We start from the raw sequence: 16153 nt of genomic DNA on the forward strand, positions 1-16153 counted from the left end.
GGGTGGCAGCCACCCTGTCGAGTTCCTACCGTTCCCGCCAACGGTGCGCGGGTGACCACACCGTGCGCGCTGATGTCTCGGGTCGTTGACCGTCTTCCAGTGGCGGGAGCGATTCAGTGCTAGGAGGGCACGAACCATGAGGAGAAGGAAGACGGTTGCCGCGATCGCGGTGTCCGTCAGTGCGGCTCTCGTTCTGGGAGCCTGCGGTGGCGGGGGCGACAACGGGGGCGGCGGAGGCGTCGGGCTCGACGACAGCAGCCAGACCGGTGCGAAGGGCGACAACGGCGACGGCACGTACAACGCGCCGGAGGTGGAGCCGGGCGGCCCGGTCTCCATCACCCACGACGCGCCGTTCACCACGTTCAACAACTCGGCTGCGTCGGGCAACAACTTCAACAACACGCTGGTCCTGAGCTCGGTGCTGACCCACCCGTTCAAGATCGACGACCAGCTGAACATCCTGTTGAACGCCGACGTGATGGAATCCGCCGACGTCATCGAGACCGACCCGCAGATCGTCGAGTACAAGATCCGCGAGGGCGTGACGTGGTCCGACGGCGCGGCCTGGGACTGCGACGACTTCTACCTCAGCTGGCTCTCCCGCAGCGCCACCATCCTCGACGACGCGGGCGACCCGCTGTTCGTGCCCGCCAGCACCAGCGGTGCCGAGGACGCCACCTTCACCTGTGAGGACGACCTCACCGGTCTGCTCGAATTCGAGACCGACTACGCCGACTGGAAGGGCGAGTTCGAGGCGGTGTCGATGCTCCCGGCGCACATCCTGGAGCAGGAGGCCGGCATCGAGGACATCACCGCCATCAACAACGACTCCTCGCTCGAGGACAAGATGGCGGTCGCGGAGTTCTGGAACAACGGCTGGAACGGCTTCACCGAGGAGCTCGCTCCCGCCTCCGGTCCGTACATGATCGACAGCTTCACGCCGAACTCCTCGGTGACCCTGGTCCGCAACCCGGAGTGGATCGGCAACCCGGCGGGCCCGGAGAGCGTGAGCTTCCAGGCCATCGCCGACGCCTCCGCCCAGCAGAGCGCGCTGCAGGACCAGCAGGTCCAGGTCATCCAGCCGCAGGCGGACAACAACGTCGCCGAGCAGCTGCGTGCGCTGGCCGACCAGGGCATCCGCTACGAGGCGGCCGAGGGCCTGACCTTCGAGCACCTCGACATCAACCTGGACAACCCGCTGTTCCAGGACCAGGCGGTCCGCCAGGCCTTCGCCGCCTGCATCGACCGTGACGACCTCGTCGACAAGCTGGTCCGCGGCGTGAACCCCGAGGCGCAGCCCCTCGGCAGCCTGCTGTTCACCAGCGAGGAGTCCGGTTACGCGGACCGCTACGAGGACGTCATCCTCGGCGACTCCGAGGCCGCCATGTCGATCCTCGAGGAGGCGGGCTGGACCCAGGGTGGCGACGGCGTCTACGAGAAGGACGGCGAGCGCCTCTCCTTCAGCATCAGCCACACCTCGATCCCCCGTCGTAACGAGACCGTCGCCCTGATCCAGTCGCACTGCGCGGACGCGGGCATCGAGATCACGGACGACAACGACGACCAGTTCCTCGACTCGCGCGTCAGCGAGGGCGACTACGACGTCGCCCTGTTCGCCTGGGTCGGCACCCCGTTCAAGTCCTCCAAGGTCTCGATCTACTCGGACGGCGGCGGGCAGAACTGGTCCAACTGGGAGACGCCGGAGGCCACCGAGCTGCTTCGTTCGGTCAACACCGAGCTGGACGAGGAGCTTCGTGACCAGGCGCTGATCGAGGCCGACGAGATCTACGCCGAGCTCGTCTACTCGCTGCCGCTGTTCTCGGTTCCGAACAGCTGGGCCTACAACGAGAGCGTCGACAAGGTGACCTACCAGGGCTCCGACGGCGTCGCGTGGAACGTCTGGGAGTGGGAGGTCTCCTCCTGACATCGCGTCCCCGGCCGGGGTCTCGCCCATCAGGTGAGACCCCGGCCGGGGGCCGTGCGGGAGGTGAGGCAGACTCACCGCCTGCAGTGGCGCACCCGGTGCCGTACGGCCCCCCGGATGATCCCGGCCCAGTCCCGAGGAAGAAACCGTGTTCCGTTATGTGATTCGACGAATCCTGATCTCGATCCCCATTCTGGGGATCGGCTCGTTTCTGGCCTATCTCATGGTCGCCGCCGCAGGCGACCCCATCTCCGAGATGCGGATGAATCCGAACGTCTCGGAAGAGGTCATCGCCGCCACGGCCAGAGAGCTGGGCCTGGACCGGCCGATCCTGGTGCGCTACTGGGACTGGCTCGTCAACTTCGTCCAAGGCGACTGGGGGACCAGCGTCGCCCTCGGCTCGGCACAGGTGGACGTCTACGACCAGGTGATGCGTGCCTTCGGCGTCACGTTCCGGCTGGTCCTGGGTGCCGAGCTGCTGGCCATCACCCTCGGCATCGCGGTCGGCGTCTTCACCGCGGTCAAGCAGTACTCGATCTTCGACTACGCCGCGACGACGCTCGCCTTCATGATGTTCTCGATGCCGCTGTTCTGCGTCGCGATCCTGCTCAAGACCTACGGCATCCAGTTCAACGACCTGCTCGTCTCGCTGGGCGGTGAGCGCTGGCTGCGCACGATCCCGCCGGCCAGAGGCTTCCAGGGCGACTTCGGCGAGCAGTTCTTCCAGTACACCGGCACCTATCTGCTGCCGACCATCAGCCTGATGCTGATCAGCTTCGCGGCCTACAGTCGCTTCCAGCGCAGCGCGATGTTGGAGACCCTCGGTTCCGACTACGTGCGCACCGCCCGCGCGAAGGGACTGCGCCCCGGTCGGGTCATCTTCCGGCACGCCTTCCGCAACGCGCTCATCCCGGTGACCACCCTCGTCTCGCTGAACTTCGGTGCCGTCCTCGGCGGCGCCATCATGACCGAACAGGTCTTCGGCTGGAGTGGGATGGGCAACCTGCTGGTGAACGCCGTCCAGCAGCACGACGCGCCCATGCTCATGGGCTGGTTGATGGTCACGGCCATCATCACCGTGTTGTTCAACCTGGTCGCCGACATCGTCTACGGCTTCCTGGACCCGAGGATCCGCATTGGCTGAGATCGTTTCCACCACGACGCCGGGCACCCCCGGCGAACCCCCGACCGACTCCGCAGGCGAGTTCGGCACGGCGGCCCGCAAGCAGTGGCAGATCGTCCTGCGGCGCTTCATGCAGCACAAGCTCGCGATGATCAGCCTGGTCGTGCTCGTCCTGCTGGTGCTGTTCGCGCTGATCGCGCCGATGTTCTGGCACTACAGCTACACCTACACCGGCGGCGGGCGCTTCGAGAACCCGAGCCCGGAACACCCGTTGGGCACCGACCAGATCGGCCGCGACATGTTCGCGGTGCTGCTGCGCGGCACGCAGTTCTCGCTGCTGATCGCGATGGTCGTCGCGTTGATGGCCACCGCCATCGGCGTGGTGCTCGGCGCCACGGCGGGTCTGCTCGGCGGCTTCGTCGACAGCCTGGTCATGCGGTTCGTCGACCTGATGCTGATCATCCCGCAGATCGCCCTCGTGGGCATCGCGGCCGCGATCTTCGGCGGCAGCTGGTACCTCGTCGCCATCGCGCTCGGCCTGTTCAGCTGGATGTCGGTGGCCAGGATCAACCGCGGCCAGACCCTGTCGCTGGCGCAACGGGAGTTCGTCGAGGCCGCCAGGGCGATGGGGGCGAGCAACACCCGGATCATCCTCAAGCACATCCTGCCGAACCTGACCGGCATCATCACCGTCAACGCCACGCTCGCGGTCGCGACCGCGGTGCTGGCCGAGGCGGCGCTGTCGTTCATCGGTCTCGGCGTGCAGATCCCGGACACCTCGCTCGGCCTGGTCATCAACGCGAACTACAACCAGTTCCTCACCCGACCCTGGCTGTTCTGGGCGCCGTTCCTCGCGATCCTGCTGATCTCGCTGACGATCAACTTCATCGGCGACGGCATCCGCGACGCGTTCGACCCTCGGCAGACGAAGGTGCGTGCCTGATGACTCAGTCCGTTTCCGAAGAGCTGTTGACGGTCAGCGAGTTGTCGGTGGGCTTCCCCACCGACGACGGCGTCGTGCACGCGGTCCGCAACCTGTCGTTCTCCCTGCGTCGCGGCGAGGTCCTCGGCATCGTCGGCGAGTCCGGGTCCGGCAAGTCGGTCTCGTCGATGGCGTTGATGGGGCTGCTGCCCAAGACCGCGCGAGTGACCGGCTCCATCCGGTTCGCCGATCAGGAGATCGTCGGCATCGAGCCCCGGAAGCTGGAGAAGATCCGGGGCAACGACATCGCCATGATCTTCCAGGACCCGATGACCTCGCTGAACCCGGTGTTCACCGTGGGCTGGCAGCTGTCGGAGGCCTACCGGGCGCATCACAAGGTCCCGAAGAAGGTCGCCTGGGCCAAGGCCGTCGAGGTGCTGGAACTGGTCGGCATCCCGCAGCCGGATCGGCGGGCCAAGCAGTTCCCGCACGAGTTCTCCGGCGGCATGCGGCAGCGGGTCGTGATCGCCATGGCGGTCATCAACGACCCGGATCTCATCATCGCCGACGAGCCGACCACGGCGTTGGACGTCACGGTGCAGGCCCAGGTCCTCGAGACGCTCATCCGGATCAAGGACGAGACCAACGCGGGCATCATGCTGATCACCCATGACCTCGGCGTCGTCGCGGGCATGGTGGATCGCGTGCAGGTCATGTACGGCGGCACCATCGTCGAGTCCGGCGGCGTCGACGAGGTGTTCGAGACGCCTCGGATGCCGTACACGGTGGGTCTGCTCGGCTCGATCCCGAATCCCGAGCAGCTCGGCCAGCCGTTGACGCCGATCAAGGGCACGCCCCCGTCGCTGTTGAACCTGCCGACCGGCTGCACGTTCGCGCCGCGGTGTCCGCTCGCCATCGACGAGTGCCGGGCGGCCGAGCCCGAGCTGCGCCCGATCGCCGGCGGCAGGCACGCCAGCCGGTGCATCCGCTGGGACGAACTGGGCACCCTCGGCGATGCCAAGCAGCTGTTCGTCCACGACGAGATCGGCAACATCGAGAACCCCGCCGTGCTGGTCGAGGTCGACGCCGACGCGGGCACCATCGACACCGAGTCGACTCCGCAGGAAGAGGGGAGCAGGTGATGACCACCTCGAACGTGTCCGGCGGCACCACCGCCGACAGCACGGCCGTGCAGGCGGAGACCGAGGAGCCGTTGCTCTCGGTGTCCGACCTGGTCAAGAGCTTCCCGGTCCGGGGCGGCGGGATCATTCCGCGTGTCGTCGGACAGGTGCAGGCGGTGTCGGGGGTCTCCTTCGACCTGCGGCCGGGCGAGACGCTCGGGCTGGTGGGCGAGTCGGGCTGCGGCAAGTCCACGACCGGCCGGGCCATCCTCCAGCTGCACAAGCCGACCTCCGGCTCGGTCCGCTTCGAGGGGCGGGAGCTGACGAAGCTCACCACCGCCAGGCTGCGGTCGGTGCGGCGGGACATGCAGATCGTCTTCCAGGACCCCTACGCCTCGTTGAACCCGAGGTGGCAGGTCAACGACATCGTCCGCGAGCCGCTGGAGATCCATCACCGCGGCCTCGGGGACAAGAAGATCCAGGAGAAGGTGAACAGTCTCCTGGAGCTGGTGGGGCTCAACGCGGAACACCGCAACCGGTACCCGCACGAGTTCTCCGGCGGGCAGCGGCAGCGGATCGGCATCGCCAGGGCGCTCGCCCTGGAGCCGAAGCTGCTGGTGCTCGACGAGCCGGTGTCGGCGCTGGACGTGTCCGTGCAGGCGGGTGTCGTCAACCTGTTGGAGGAGCTCCAGCAGCGGTTGGGGCTGGCCTACCTGTTCATCGCCCACGACCTGTCGGTCGTGCGCCACATCTCGCATCGGGTCGCGGTGATGTACCTGGGCAAGATCGTGGAGATCGGCACCAGGGAGGGCATCTACAAGCGGGCCTCCCATCCGTACACGCAGGCGCTGCTCTCGGCGGTGCCGGTGCCCGATCCCAAGGTCGAGCGGTCGCGGCAGCGCATCGTGCTGACCGGCGACGTCCCGAGCCCGGTGAATCCGCCCTCGGGCTGCCGGTTCCGGACGCGCTGCTGGAAGGCGCAGGACATCTGCGCCCAGGAAGAGCCGCAGCTGCTCCCGCACGGGCCCACCGGACAGCTCTCGGCGTGTCACTTCGCGGAGGTCTAGCCCGAACTGGTCGGCTGAGCCGACCCGCTCCTCGCGTAGACCGGCCCCGGCGTGCCCCTCGGCATGCCGGGGCCGTCGTCGTGTCGGTCGGCGGGCGGGGCCGGACCGGCACCGCGACGTCGGGAACCCCGCTCCGGGCCGGCCTGCGCTCGCCGATGATCCTCCTGACGGAGCAGCGTCGGTGCGCCGTTCGGGCGCGGGCGGTCGGCGCGGCCCGCGCCCGTTGTCGAGCCCCCGGCCGCGCCGATTACCCTGCGGTGGTGACGACCGCTCCCGGCTTCCGACTGACGGCTGTGCCCCGGCTGCTCCTGGTGCATGCGCATCCGGACGACGAGAGCATCTGGACCGGTGGGACGATCGCGCACTTCGCCGCGCGCGGGGTCGCCGTCACCGTCGTGACCTGCACACTCGGCGAAGAGGGCGAGATCATCCCTGCCGGCCTGCGTGGGCTCGGCCCGGAGGCGGCCGATCAGCTCGGCGGTTACCGGGTCGGCGAGCTGCGCTCGGCCTGCGCCGCACTCGGCGTGACCGATCACCGCTTCCTCGGCGGCCTCGGTCGCTGGCGGGACTCCGGGATGCGTTGGGCCGCCCCCGGGCGGGCCGAGCCGAAGCTGTCGCCGCACCCGAGGGCCTTCGCCATCGGCGACTTCGACGAGCAGGTCGCGGCGTTGACCGCGATCCTGCGCGACGTCCGGCCGCAGGTGGTGATGACCTACGCCGCCGACGGGGGGTACGGCCACCCGGACCATGTGCGGGCGCATGAGGTGACGATGGCCGCGGCCCGCGCCGCGACCCACGATATGAGCGTCTTCCACGTCGTGTCCGCCCGTGCCGACGTCGAGGCCGGGGTGGCCGAGCTGGCGCAGGTGCCGGGGGTCCCCTTCACCCTGCCCGCACCCGGCGAACTTGCGGGTGTCGAGGACGCCGACATCAGCCATCGCGTCGACATCGCCGAGAGTCTCCCCGCGAAGCTCAACGCGCTGCGTGCGCACGCCACCCAGGTGCAGGTGTGGCAGGACAACGCGGGCACCGCCGTCTTCGCGCTGTCGAACGGGGTGGCGCAGCCGGTGCTCGACCGTGAGTGCTTCACCCACGCGCTGAGCAGGCCCGGCGGGCGGGTGCCCGCGTCGATCGATCAGGAGCTGCTCGGCGCGGGCATCCAGCCCGAGATCATCGCTCCGCCCGAGGGCCTTGCCGAGATCGCCGCCGCGGACGCCCAGGCGGCGAAGGGCGACGCCGCCGTGCGGGCTCGCTGATGCGCGGCTGGGCCGACCGGGTGATCTTCGCGGTGTTGTTGGTCGACGCCGTCGTGATCGCCCTGATCGGCATGTTCTTCCTCCCGCTCTACGTCGGAACCCTCCAGATGCCGGTGACGGCGCTGCTCACCGCGGTGGCGAACCTGTGGCTGGTGCGGGAGGCCGCACGCCTCTCACCCCGGCTTCCCGTGGTGGTGGCCCCGTTGGGCGTGTGGCTCGCGGTCGTGGTGGTGTTCGCCATGGTCCGGCCCGGCGGCGACGTGGTGCTCGTCGACGACTGGCGATCGTTTCTGCTGTTGGCCGCCGGGTCGCTGCCCGCCGCGATGGCGGTGGGCACGTTGCTGGCCAGGGGCCCGGCCGCCGAGTCGTCTGCTTGAGCAGGCTCGAACGCCGCGGCCTGCCGAGGGAGCCGTCGGGTGCGCGACTGAGCGGCAGGCCGCACGGTCGGCCTGCCGAGATACCGCAGGCCGGTGGCAGACCGTACGAACTGCTGACCGACCACGCCCCCGCATCCGGTCCAGGGGCCTGCGGGGCTGGAGCACCGGCTCGGCAGCCGACGAACACGAACCGGGGCCGTCGATTCCGGGCGCGGACCTGTCGAGGTGCGAATTCGCGGCTCGACGAGGCGAACGTCAGCATGATCACGCCAGGGCTCGACGGCGCCCGTATGCGGCGCCCCCGACGGCCGAGGCGTTCGTCACAACGGGGGAGACCAGTAGCGGTAGCGGTGTGCCGGGACACAGCCCAGCGATCGGTACAGCTCGAGGGCGTTGTGGTTGTCGTCGGCCACCTGGAGCACGCAGCGTGCGGCGCCCTTGGCCTGCGCCCAGTCGGCGAGAGCTGACAGCAGCGCCCTGGCGAGTCCGCGCCGCCGATGCTCGGGCAGGACGACCAGCCGTGCGATGTGCAGCAGCCGCTCGTCTCCAGTGCCGACCACGGCCCCGCGTACGGCCCCGCGTGCGGTGTCCGATCCCGGTGCGACGCTGAGGCCGAAACCGAGCTCTGCCCCGTGGGTGAGCACGTGCCTGGCCGCCGCGCTCGGCTCCGCCGAGCCCGCCACCAGCGGCCACCAGTTCCCGGGCGGGGCGGCATGCACCCGATGCCGGGTGGACGGGTCGGTCGACCGAGTGGCATCAAGTCTCGTCCGCAGGTCACACACCCTGCCGGTGAGCACCGACACCGCAGGCTCGGCCGCCGGGTGCCCGGACCATCGCCAACCCGCCTCCTCGACACGTCGTTCCTCGGCTGAGGAGACGACCATGGCAACCCTGGGCGCGATGCCCTGCTCGAGGGAGAAGGCGGACACCTCGTCGAGCGCCATGGCCACCGGCATGCCGGGGTCTCCCACGGCCAGCGTCGAATTCGCCCGAGAAGTGAAGCCCGCCGCCGCCCGAAGCCGCCATTCGCCCAACGGCCGGTCCACCACGGCGGGCCAGGCCTGGGCGCACAACGACTCCAGACGAACGGCGTCGGACGTGCCACGAGGAGATCCGCTGAGCTGGACGGTCATCCCGAGAGTATGCCAGGGCTGGTCACGCCCCTTCGACGGCTTTTCCGCCGTACGACGAGGGCGGAGTTCACGGGGTCGATCCGCGCGTGGCGCTGGATCTTGATGCGAGCGCCCCACTCGGAAAACGCTCAAGGCGTTCCACCAGTCGGAGGGGGCCTGGATGTCGGAGGCGCATCCGAGGGATACTGGAAGAACCGTGCATTGTGCCGCATGGGTGCACCGAGGAACGAGCAGGAGAGCCGCCGTGACTTACACGATCGCCGAGCCGTGCGTCGATGTGCTCGACAAGGCGTGTATCGAGGAATGCCCGGTCGACTGCATCTACGAGGGTGAACGGATGCTGTACATCCACCCCGACGAGTGCGTCGACTGCGGGGCGTGTGAGCCCGTCTGCCCGGTGGAGGCGATCTACTACGAGGACGACGTCCCGGACCAGTGGAAGGAGTACACCAAGGCGAACGCCGACTTCTTCGACGAGATCGGCTCGCCGGGTGGCGCCGCCAAGATCGGGAAGATCCACTCGGACGTCCCGTTGGTCGCGGCGTTGCCTCCGCAGGCGGAATGACGGGCTCCGCCGTCCGGCGCACCCCGGGCGACCGGCTGCCGGACTTCCCCTGGGACTCGCTGGCCGAGCACCGCGCTCGAGCCGAGGCCCATCCCGACGGGTTGGTCGACCTGTCGGTCGGCACCCCGGTCGACCCGGTGCCGCCTCGGATCCAGCAGGCGCTGAACTCGGTGGCGGACCAGGGCGGCTATCCGACGACGCACGGCACCGCAGCGTTGCGGGAGGCCGTCGTCGGCGGGCTCGCCAGGAGACACGACGTCACCGGACTGGACCCACAGGACGTGCTGCCCGTCGTCGGCTCGAAGGAGCTGGTGGCGTGGCTGCCGACCCTGTTGGGTCTGGGCGCGGGCGATCTCGTGGCGATCCCCGAGCTGTCCTACCCGACCTATGAGGTCGGGGCGAGACTGGCGGGCGCCGAGGTCGTCCGGCTCCGCGACGGCGAGGAGCCGCCCGCAGAAACGGCGCTGGTCTGGCTGAACTCGCCGTCCAATCCCACCGGACGCGTCTTGGACGTCACGGCGCTGCGGGCCTCGGTGGCCGCCGCGCGGGCGGTGGGGGCCGTGATCGCCTCCGACGAGTGTTACCTGGCGCTGGGCTGGGAAGCCGAGCCGCGCTCGGTGCTGCATCGCGAGGTGGGGTCGGACCACACCGGCGTGTTGGCCGTGCATTCACTGTCCAAGTCGGCGAATCTCGCGGGCTATCGGGCAGGCTTCGTCACCGGAGACCCGGCGCTGATCCGCGGGCTCCTCGCCACGCGCAAACATGCCGGGATGATGGTGCCGAGACCGGTGCAGGCCGCCGTCACCGCCGCGATGGCCGAGGACGACCACGTCGGGGAACAGCGTCGGCGGTATGCGGCTCGACGTGAGCTGCTGGCGCCCGCCCTGCGGGATGCGGGCTTCGCGATCGAGCATTCCGAGGCGGGTCTGTATCTGTGGGCGACCAGAGGGGAGGACGTCTGGCGCTCGGTCGCGTGGTTCGCCGAACGCGGCGTGCTCGTCGCACCCGGCAGCTTCTACGGCCCGTCGGGCGGGGCACATGTCCGGGTAGCTCTCACCGGGACCGACGAGCGGATTGCCTCGGCGGTGCACCGACTCCGAGACTCCGCGTGATCTGACCACCGGCACGACCGTCCGCCGTGGGCAGGTCCCCGGGTTTGTCGCGACCCGAGCCGGTCGTCGGCGGGTCGGCGATGGACGAACACCGCCGGTGTCCCGCCGGGACGCGGGCCCTCGAACAGCTCGGTGTCCGCGAGACTCGGGCCGAAGAACAGGGAGGCAGCGCAGCGATGAGCACCGTTCCGGTCGTGGCCGTCACCGTCGGAGATCCGGCGGGTATCGGCCCGGAGATCACCGCCAGAACGCTCGCCGAACTCGATCGAGACGCCCCCGCTCGTGGGGTGGCCGTCGGAGACCCCTCGGTGCTGCGTCGCGCGCTCGCCGCCTACGGGATGCACGCGGAGGTCAGGACCGTGACGTCCTGGGACGTCGACCCCGTCGGCCCCGGCGTCGTGCTCTGTTGGGACATCGGCGTGGTCGGGGACCGCGAGGTGCCTTACGGCGAAGTCTCCCCGTTGGCAGGCCGGGCCGCGTTGCGTTCCATCGAGGTCGCCACCGAGGCCGCGCTGGCGGGTCGGGTCGCCGGAGTGGTCACCGCCCCGATCAACAAGGAGGCGATCTGGGCGGCGGGCTCGGAGCACCTCGGCCACACCGAGATGCTCGGAACGCTTACCGGCAGTACCAGGAACAACACGATGTTCGTCGTGCGGGGCAAGAAGATCTTCTTCACCACCAGACATCTCTCGCTGCGCAAGGCCTTGGACCAGCTGACCGAGGAACGGGTGTTCCACGGAATTCAGGAGGCCCTGACTGCGCTGCGGGTCTTCGGTCACGACGAGCCGAGGCTCGCGGTGGCCGCGGTCAACCCGCACGGCGGGGAGAACGGGGCGTTCGGCGACGAGGAGATCGTGCACATCGGCCCGGCGGTGGAACGCGCCAGGGCCCAGGGCGCGCAGGTCTTCGGACCGGTGCCCGCCGACTCCGTGTTTCACCAGCTCCTGACCGGGCGTTACGACGGAGTGCTGTCGCAGTACCACGATCAGGGGCACATCCCGGCGAAGACGGTGGACTTCGACGGGACCATCTCGGTCACCGTGGGGCTGCCCATCCTGCGCACTTCGGTCGATCACGGCACCGCGTTCGACATCGCGGGCAAGGGGATCGCCGACCACGGCACGATGCGCTCCGCCTTCCTCGCCGCCGCCGAGTACGCGGGTTACGCGGATCGGATCAGGGCCGAGTACGGCAGTTGACCGCCGTGGCGTCTCGTCCCCACGAGGCGTCGGCGACGAATCGAGCGGGGCCCGTGCCGTCGGGTGGTCGGGCTTGCGCCGGTGACCGGCGAGCGAGCACGGGCGCGGTGCCCCGCGATCTGCCTCGTGCTTCGCGGCCGGCCTCTCATCGGGCCGCGAGGCCAGCCCGGGCAGCCCAGGACGAGCCGAACGCGAGGCCGTCGATCCGGCCCCGGCCCGCGCTCCGGGAACGGGGACGGGGACGGGGACGGGGACGGGCGGATCGGCCCCGTTGGAGCCGGTATCGACGTCCCTCGGCTTCTCGTCCACGCGCGGCCTACGGAGAACGGGCCGGATGCTCCCCGCAGGCCGTGGCGGTCCTCAGTCGTTCGCGTGCAGCGCCGCGTTCAGCTCCACCCCGGTGCCGGTCCTGGGCAGTACCTGGACGGCTCCGGTGGTCGAGTTCCGCCGGAAGAGCAGCCCCGAACGGCCGGAGAGATCCCGCGCGGCCACGACGACCCCGTCGGGCAGCGTCACCTTCGTGCCCGCCGTGACGTAGAGGCCCGCCTCGACGACGCAGTCGTCGCCCAGGGAGATCCCCAGGCCCGCGTTCGCCCCGATCAGACAGCGGCGACCCACCGAGATCGTCTCGCGGCCGCCGCCGGAGAGCGTGCCCATCACCGAGGCGCCGCCGCCGAGGTCGGAGCCGTCGTCGAGCACCACCCCGGCCGACACACGGCCCTCCACCATCGACGCGCCCAGGGTGCCCGCGTTGAAGTTGACGAAGCCCTCGTGCATCACGGTCGTGCCCGCCGCCAGGTGCGCGCCGAGGCGAACGCGGTCGGCGTCGCCGATGCGCACGCCGCCGGGCACCACGTAGTCGACCATGCGCGGGAACTTGTCCACGCCGTGGACGGTGACGGGGCCGCGCGCCCGCAGCCGAAGTCGGGTGGCCTCGAAATCGTCGACCGGGGCCGGACCGTGGTTGGTCCACACGACGTTGGCCAGCAGCCCGAAGATGCCGTCGAGGTTCAGCCCGTGCGGCCGCACCAGCCGCGTGGAGAGCAGATGCAGCCGCAGGTAGACGTCGTGGGCGTCGACGGGCGCGGCGGCCAGCGCGGCGATGGTGGTGCGAACCGCCACGACCTCGACCCCGCGGGCCTCGTCGGTGGCGAGCAGGGCGGCGCCTGCCTCGCCGAGGGCCGTCGCCGCCTCGGCTCGGTCGAGCCGCACGGTGCCCGCGTCGTCGCCGGTCGTCCCCGTCTTGATCACGGGATACCAGGTGTCCAACACCGTTCCGCTCGCGGTGATGGTCGCCAGTCCGATGCCGTGGGCACCGACGTCCTGCTGGTCAGGGTTCTGCGCTGCGGTCGTCACGCCCCACACGGTATCGCCGATGACGACTGCCGGGACCGGAGCCCCGCCGGTCAGGGCATGGCGACCTGGATGGTCGCGCCGACGTCCATCCCCGCCGTCCGGACGTGGTGGATCGCCGTGATGCAGTCGCTCAGCGCCCGTGTCTCGTCGATCTCGGCGGCCAGGTCGCCGCCGATGTCCCGAGGAACGGTCGTGGGTGCGGGCGCCTCGCCGTCGGGGTTCGTGCCCCCGCCGCCCGCCGGGGCCTGCGGCGTGTGCTCCGGACCGGAGCGGTCGCTCGGGTCGGGTGCTCCGGGGGCGGCGGGCAGCTCGGAGTCGTCGGGGAGCTCGGGGATCGGCAGGAAGCCGTCGCCCTGTCCGGCGTCACGTTCGTCCGTGGGCGCGGCGGGAACCTCCGCGGTGCCCGAGTCCTCCTCGGCGGGCGCGCGTCCCGGGTTCGTCGCGCATCCCATCTCATGGAAGGCGTCGGTGTAGGAACGGACCCGGTCGAACGACTCCGCCATCCGCTCCGTCTGGTACAGCTCGACCTCGGCGAGGCGAGGCTCCAACTCGTCCACCAGCGCCACATGGGTGTCCAGGAAGTCGCCGCACTGCTGGAAAGCCTGGTCAGGTCGAAAGACCTGATCACAGGGATCGTCCCGGAAGTCCGTCGTCCGCTCGCAGAACTCCGCGCACACCGCACGCCGATCGAGCAGCGTCTGACTCGGCCCCTCGGAGGCATCGGAGCCGCCGGAGCACGCGCCCACGAGAAGGAGCAGCGGCAGGATCGGTGCCGGCAGAGTGGTGCGTGATGACCGCATGGTTCGTCGACTCCTCGGCAGGGCGCGGCTGTGATCAGCGGACGGGCTGTGATCAGAAGCTAGCCGTCTGACCGTGCCGACCGCAGCCGGACCCGGACAGATCCCCCACTCGGACCAGCGGGGCATGTCGACCGCTGCCCGCGACCACCCGGCCGGTACCGTGCGGTGTCGTGACCGTCACCATGCCGTCCCTGGACCTGACCGCCGACCCGGTCGACCTGACCGCCGCCCTGGTGGACATCCCGAGCGTGTCTCGCGATGAGGCGACCATCGCGAACGCGGTGGAACAGGCCCTGCGGTCTCAGGCACCGCATCTCGAGGTCGTGCGCAACGGCGACGCCGTGCTCGCCAGGACCCGACTCGCGCGTGCCTCCCGTGTGGTGCTGGCGGGTCATCTGGACACGGTGCCGATCAACGACAACCTGCCGGTGCGCCGTACCGGCACCGGTGCCGCCGCCGTGCTGCACGGCTGCGGCACGGTGGACATGAAGAGCGGCGTCGCCGTGATGCTGCATCTCGCCGCCACCGTCGTCGAACCTCGGCACGACCTGACCTTCGTCTTCTACGACTGCGAGGAGATCGACGCCGCCGCCAACGGCCTCGGTCGCATCGAACGGGAGCTGCCCGACTGGCTGGTCGGCGACCTCGCCGTGGTCTGCGAGCCGTCCAACGCCTCGATCGAGGCGGGCTGCCAGGGGACGACGCGCATCGAGGTGCGCACCGAAGGGGTCCGGGCGCACACCGCGCGCGGCTGGATGGGCCGCAACGCCGTCCACGCGGCCGGGGAGGTCCTGCGCAGGCTGGAGGCCTACGAGCCCAGGACGCCCGAGATCGACGGCTGCCGCTTCCACGAGGGACTCCAGGCGGTCGCCATCAGCGGCGGCGTGGCGGGCAACGTGGTGCCGGACGCCTGTGTGGTGACGATCAACCACCGGTTCGCGCCGGACCGCACGCCGGAGCAGGCCGTCGCGCACCTGCGGGAGGTCTTCGACGGCTTCGACGTCACCGTGGTCGACGGCGCGGCGGGCGCGCTGCCCGGTCTGGAGGCGCCCGCCGCGAGCGAGCTGGTGGCGGCGGCGGGCGGCGAGGCGACGGCGAAGCTCGGCTGGACAGACGTCGCCCGGTTCGCGGCGCTGGGCATGCCCGCGGTCAACTTCGGCCCCGGCGATCCCACGCTGGCCCATACCCGACAGGAGCATGTGCGCGCCGCCGACATCACTCGGTGCGCGGGCGTGCTCGGCGACTTCCTGCGCTGAACGGGGGAGCCGCCGCGCCCGCCGAGACTCGTGGAGCGCCCGGCGCGGCGACGTCTGACGACGGACGGGTCGGCGCCGGTGCCCGCGCCGCCGAGACCACCGGGACACCCGGGGCGTTCGCGGTGGGGCTCCCTGGCCCGGAGCGACTCGCGATCGGGTGGCGGCACCGGGGCTCTCGGCCGGGGCAAGCCGATTCCGCGCGGCGCGAGGCTCGGCTCGCCGGAAGACGTCCGCGATGATCGACAGTGAGAAGGAGGCTCGCGGTGCCCGTCGAGTATGAGGCGAAGATCCTCGGCATCGACCCTGCCGAGATGGAACGACGGATTCTGGACAAGGGTGGTCGGAAGCTCGGCGAACGGTTCATGCGCCGCCACGTCTACGACGTCACTCCCGGGGACCGGTCCAGGTGGATCAGGCTTCGGGACACCGGTGAGGAGATCACACTGGCCGTGAAGCAGATCACCAGCGACGCCGTCGACGGCACCCACGAGACCGAGGTCGGCGTCGACGACTTCGCCGCGACACACGCACTGCTCGACTCACTCGGGTTCGTCGCGAAGTCCTACCAGGAGAACCGACGCATCAGCTTCGTCCTCGACGGTGCACAGGTCGAGATCGACACCTGGCCTCGAATCCCCCCGTACGCGGAGATCGAGGCCGAGTCGAAGGACGAGGTGATCAGGGTGGCGGGACTGCTCGGCCACACCGAGGACGAGCTGACCGGGGAGAACACCGTCAAGGTCTACGCGCGCTACGGCATCGACCTCGGGGCCGTCCCCGAACTGCGGTTCTGATCGCCCGACGGAGCCGACGCCCGATACCCGGACCGTCGTCGTGTCGCCCGTCGTCGTCTCCCCGCGATGTCCGATGCCGCCTTCCGCGCCGTGCGATCCGCTCCCCGCGCGATGAGGCCCGTCGCACGTCGCCCGTCGCATCGGCCCG

General features: G+C 70.2%; 14 protein-coding genes and 1 pseudogene. 12 read left to right on the forward strand and 3 right to left on the reverse strand.

What is annotated here, in order from left to right:
* Nucleotides 1-136: 136 nt before the first annotated feature.
* The 7 genes and pseudogenes from AHOG_RS04245 (at nt 137) to AHOG_RS04275 (ending at nt 7790) form a co-directional block, all read left to right on the forward strand.
* Nucleotides 137-1924 (forward strand): ABC transporter family substrate-binding protein, encoded by a 1788-nt coding sequence (locus AHOG_RS04245; protein WP_093940186.1) that lies wholly within the window; start codon nt 137-139, stop codon nt 1922-1924.
* Between the two features lie 148 nt (nt 1925-2072).
* Nucleotides 2073-3068: an ABC transporter permease gene (locus AHOG_RS04250; RefSeq protein ID WP_093940187.1), complete on the forward strand. Its 996-nt coding sequence runs from the start codon at nt 2073-2075 to the stop codon at nt 3066-3068.
* 1 nt (nt 3069) lies between these two features.
* On the forward strand, nt 3070-3990 hold the full coding sequence (locus AHOG_RS04255) for an ABC transporter permease (protein ID WP_245856830.1): 921 nt from the start codon (nt 3070-3072) through the stop codon (nt 3988-3990).
* Nucleotides 3990-5111, forward strand: a complete 1122-nt coding sequence (locus AHOG_RS04260; RefSeq protein WP_093940188.1) for an ABC transporter ATP-binding protein — start codon at nt 3990-3992, stop codon at nt 5109-5111. Before AHOG_RS04255 ends, AHOG_RS04260 begins: the two co-directional genes overlap by 1 nt.
* Nucleotides 5111-6157 (forward strand): ABC transporter ATP-binding protein, encoded by a 1047-nt coding sequence (locus tag AHOG_RS04265; protein ID WP_093940189.1) that lies wholly within the window; start codon nt 5111-5113, stop codon nt 6155-6157. Before AHOG_RS04260 ends, AHOG_RS04265 begins: the two co-directional genes overlap by 1 nt.
* Nucleotides 6158-6417: 260 nt before the next feature.
* A pseudogene (gene mshB, locus AHOG_RS04270) lies at nt 6418-7308 on the forward strand (N-acetyl-1-D-myo-inositol-2-amino-2-deoxy-alpha-D-glucopyranoside deacetylase); the annotation flags it as partial.
* A 104-nt stretch (nt 7309-7412) separates the two neighbouring features.
* On the forward strand, nt 7413-7790 hold the full coding sequence (locus tag AHOG_RS04275) for a hypothetical protein (protein ID WP_093940190.1): 378 nt from the start codon (nt 7413-7415) through the stop codon (nt 7788-7790).
* A 320-nt stretch (nt 7791-8110) separates the two neighbouring features.
* Here AHOG_RS04275 and AHOG_RS04280 read toward each other — a convergent pair whose 3' ends face one another.
* Entirely contained in the window at nt 8111-8923 is an 813-nt protein-coding gene (locus tag AHOG_RS04280) for a GNAT family N-acetyltransferase (protein ID WP_093940191.1), read from the reverse strand.
* Nucleotides 8924-9167: 244 nt separating this feature from the next.
* Between AHOG_RS04280 and fdxA the strand changes: the two genes are divergently transcribed.
* The 3 genes from fdxA to pdxA all read left to right on the forward strand — a co-directional run bounded on the left by fdxA (nt 9168) and on the right by pdxA (nt 11799).
* A complete protein-coding gene (gene fdxA, locus AHOG_RS04285; protein ID WP_093940192.1) occupies nt 9168-9488 on the forward strand; it encodes a ferredoxin in 321 nt (106 codons plus the stop codon).
* Nucleotides 9485-10600: a succinyldiaminopimelate transaminase gene (gene dapC, locus AHOG_RS04290; RefSeq protein ID WP_093940193.1), complete on the forward strand. Its 1116-nt coding sequence runs from the start codon at nt 9485-9487 to the stop codon at nt 10598-10600. The genes fdxA and dapC overlap by 4 nt, the downstream gene beginning before the upstream one ends.
* A 176-nt stretch (nt 10601-10776) precedes the next feature.
* Nucleotides 10777-11799 carry a 4-hydroxythreonine-4-phosphate dehydrogenase PdxA gene (pdxA, locus tag AHOG_RS04295; protein WP_093944144.1) on the forward strand — a complete coding sequence of 341 codons (1023 nt, stop codon included), beginning with the start codon at nt 10777-10779 and terminating at the stop codon, nt 11797-11799.
* Between the two features lie 360 nt (nt 11800-12159).
* Here pdxA and dapD read toward each other — a convergent pair whose 3' ends face one another.
* Nucleotides 12160-13164, reverse strand: a complete 1005-nt coding sequence (gene dapD / locus AHOG_RS04300; RefSeq protein ID WP_211290521.1) for a 2,3,4,5-tetrahydropyridine-2,6-dicarboxylate N-succinyltransferase — start codon at nt 13162-13164, stop codon at nt 12160-12162.
* A 41-nt stretch (nt 13165-13205) separates the two neighbouring features.
* Nucleotides 13206-13955: a hypothetical protein gene (locus tag AHOG_RS04305; RefSeq protein ID WP_093940194.1), complete on the reverse strand. Its 750-nt coding sequence runs from the start codon at nt 13953-13955 to the stop codon at nt 13206-13208.
* A 182-nt stretch (nt 13956-14137) separates the two neighbouring features.
* Between AHOG_RS04305 and dapE the strand changes: the two genes are divergently transcribed.
* Both dapE and AHOG_RS04315 read left to right on the forward strand, forming a co-directional pair.
* Nucleotides 14138-15211: a succinyl-diaminopimelate desuccinylase gene (gene dapE / locus AHOG_RS04310; protein ID WP_093944146.1), complete on the forward strand. Its 1074-nt coding sequence runs from the start codon at nt 14138-14140 to the stop codon at nt 15209-15211.
* A gap of 263 nt (nt 15212-15474) precedes the next feature.
* Entirely contained in the window at nt 15475-16005 is a 531-nt protein-coding gene (locus tag AHOG_RS04315; RefSeq protein ID WP_093940195.1) for a class IV adenylate cyclase, read from the forward strand.
* The last annotated feature ends 148 nt before the right edge of the window (nt 16006-16153 follow it).

This window comes from Actinoalloteichus hoggarensis (genome assembly GCF_002234535.1).
GTDB lineage: Bacteria > Actinomycetota > Actinomycetes > Mycobacteriales > Pseudonocardiaceae > Actinoalloteichus_A > Actinoalloteichus_A hoggarensis.

What these genes read in the sequence shown, in the direction of transcription:
- dapE (WP_093944146.1), top strand. Translation starts at nt 14,138, where the DNA reads ATGCCGTCCCTGGACCTGACCGCCGACCCGGTCGACCTGACCGCCGCC.
- AHOG_RS04260 (WP_093940188.1), top strand. Translation starts at nt 3,990, where the DNA reads ATGACTCAGTCCGTTTCCGAAGAGCTGTTGACGGTCAGCGAGTTGTCG.
- AHOG_RS04265 (WP_093940189.1), top strand. Translation starts at nt 5,111, where the DNA reads ATGACCACCTCGAACGTGTCCGGCGGCACCACCGCCGACAGCACGGCC.
- AHOG_RS04245 (WP_093940186.1), top strand. Translation starts at nt 137, where the DNA reads ATGAGGAGAAGGAAGACGGTTGCCGCGATCGCGGTGTCCGTCAGTGCG.
- AHOG_RS04305 (WP_093940194.1), bottom strand. Translation starts at nt 13,955, where the DNA reads ATGCGGTCATCACGCACCACTCTGCCGGCACCGATCCTGCCGCTGCTC.
- AHOG_RS04280 (WP_093940191.1), bottom strand. Translation starts at nt 8,923, where the DNA reads ATGACCGTCCAGCTCAGCGGATCTCCTCGTGGCACGTCCGACGCCGTT.
- AHOG_RS04275 (WP_093940190.1), top strand. Translation starts at nt 7,413, where the DNA reads ATGCGCGGCTGGGCCGACCGGGTGATCTTCGCGGTGTTGTTGGTCGAC.
- pdxA (WP_093944144.1), top strand. Translation starts at nt 10,777, where the DNA reads ATGAGCACCGTTCCGGTCGTGGCCGTCACCGTCGGAGATCCGGCGGGT.
- dapC (WP_093940193.1), top strand. Translation starts at nt 9,485, where the DNA reads ATGACGGGCTCCGCCGTCCGGCGCACCCCGGGCGACCGGCTGCCGGAC.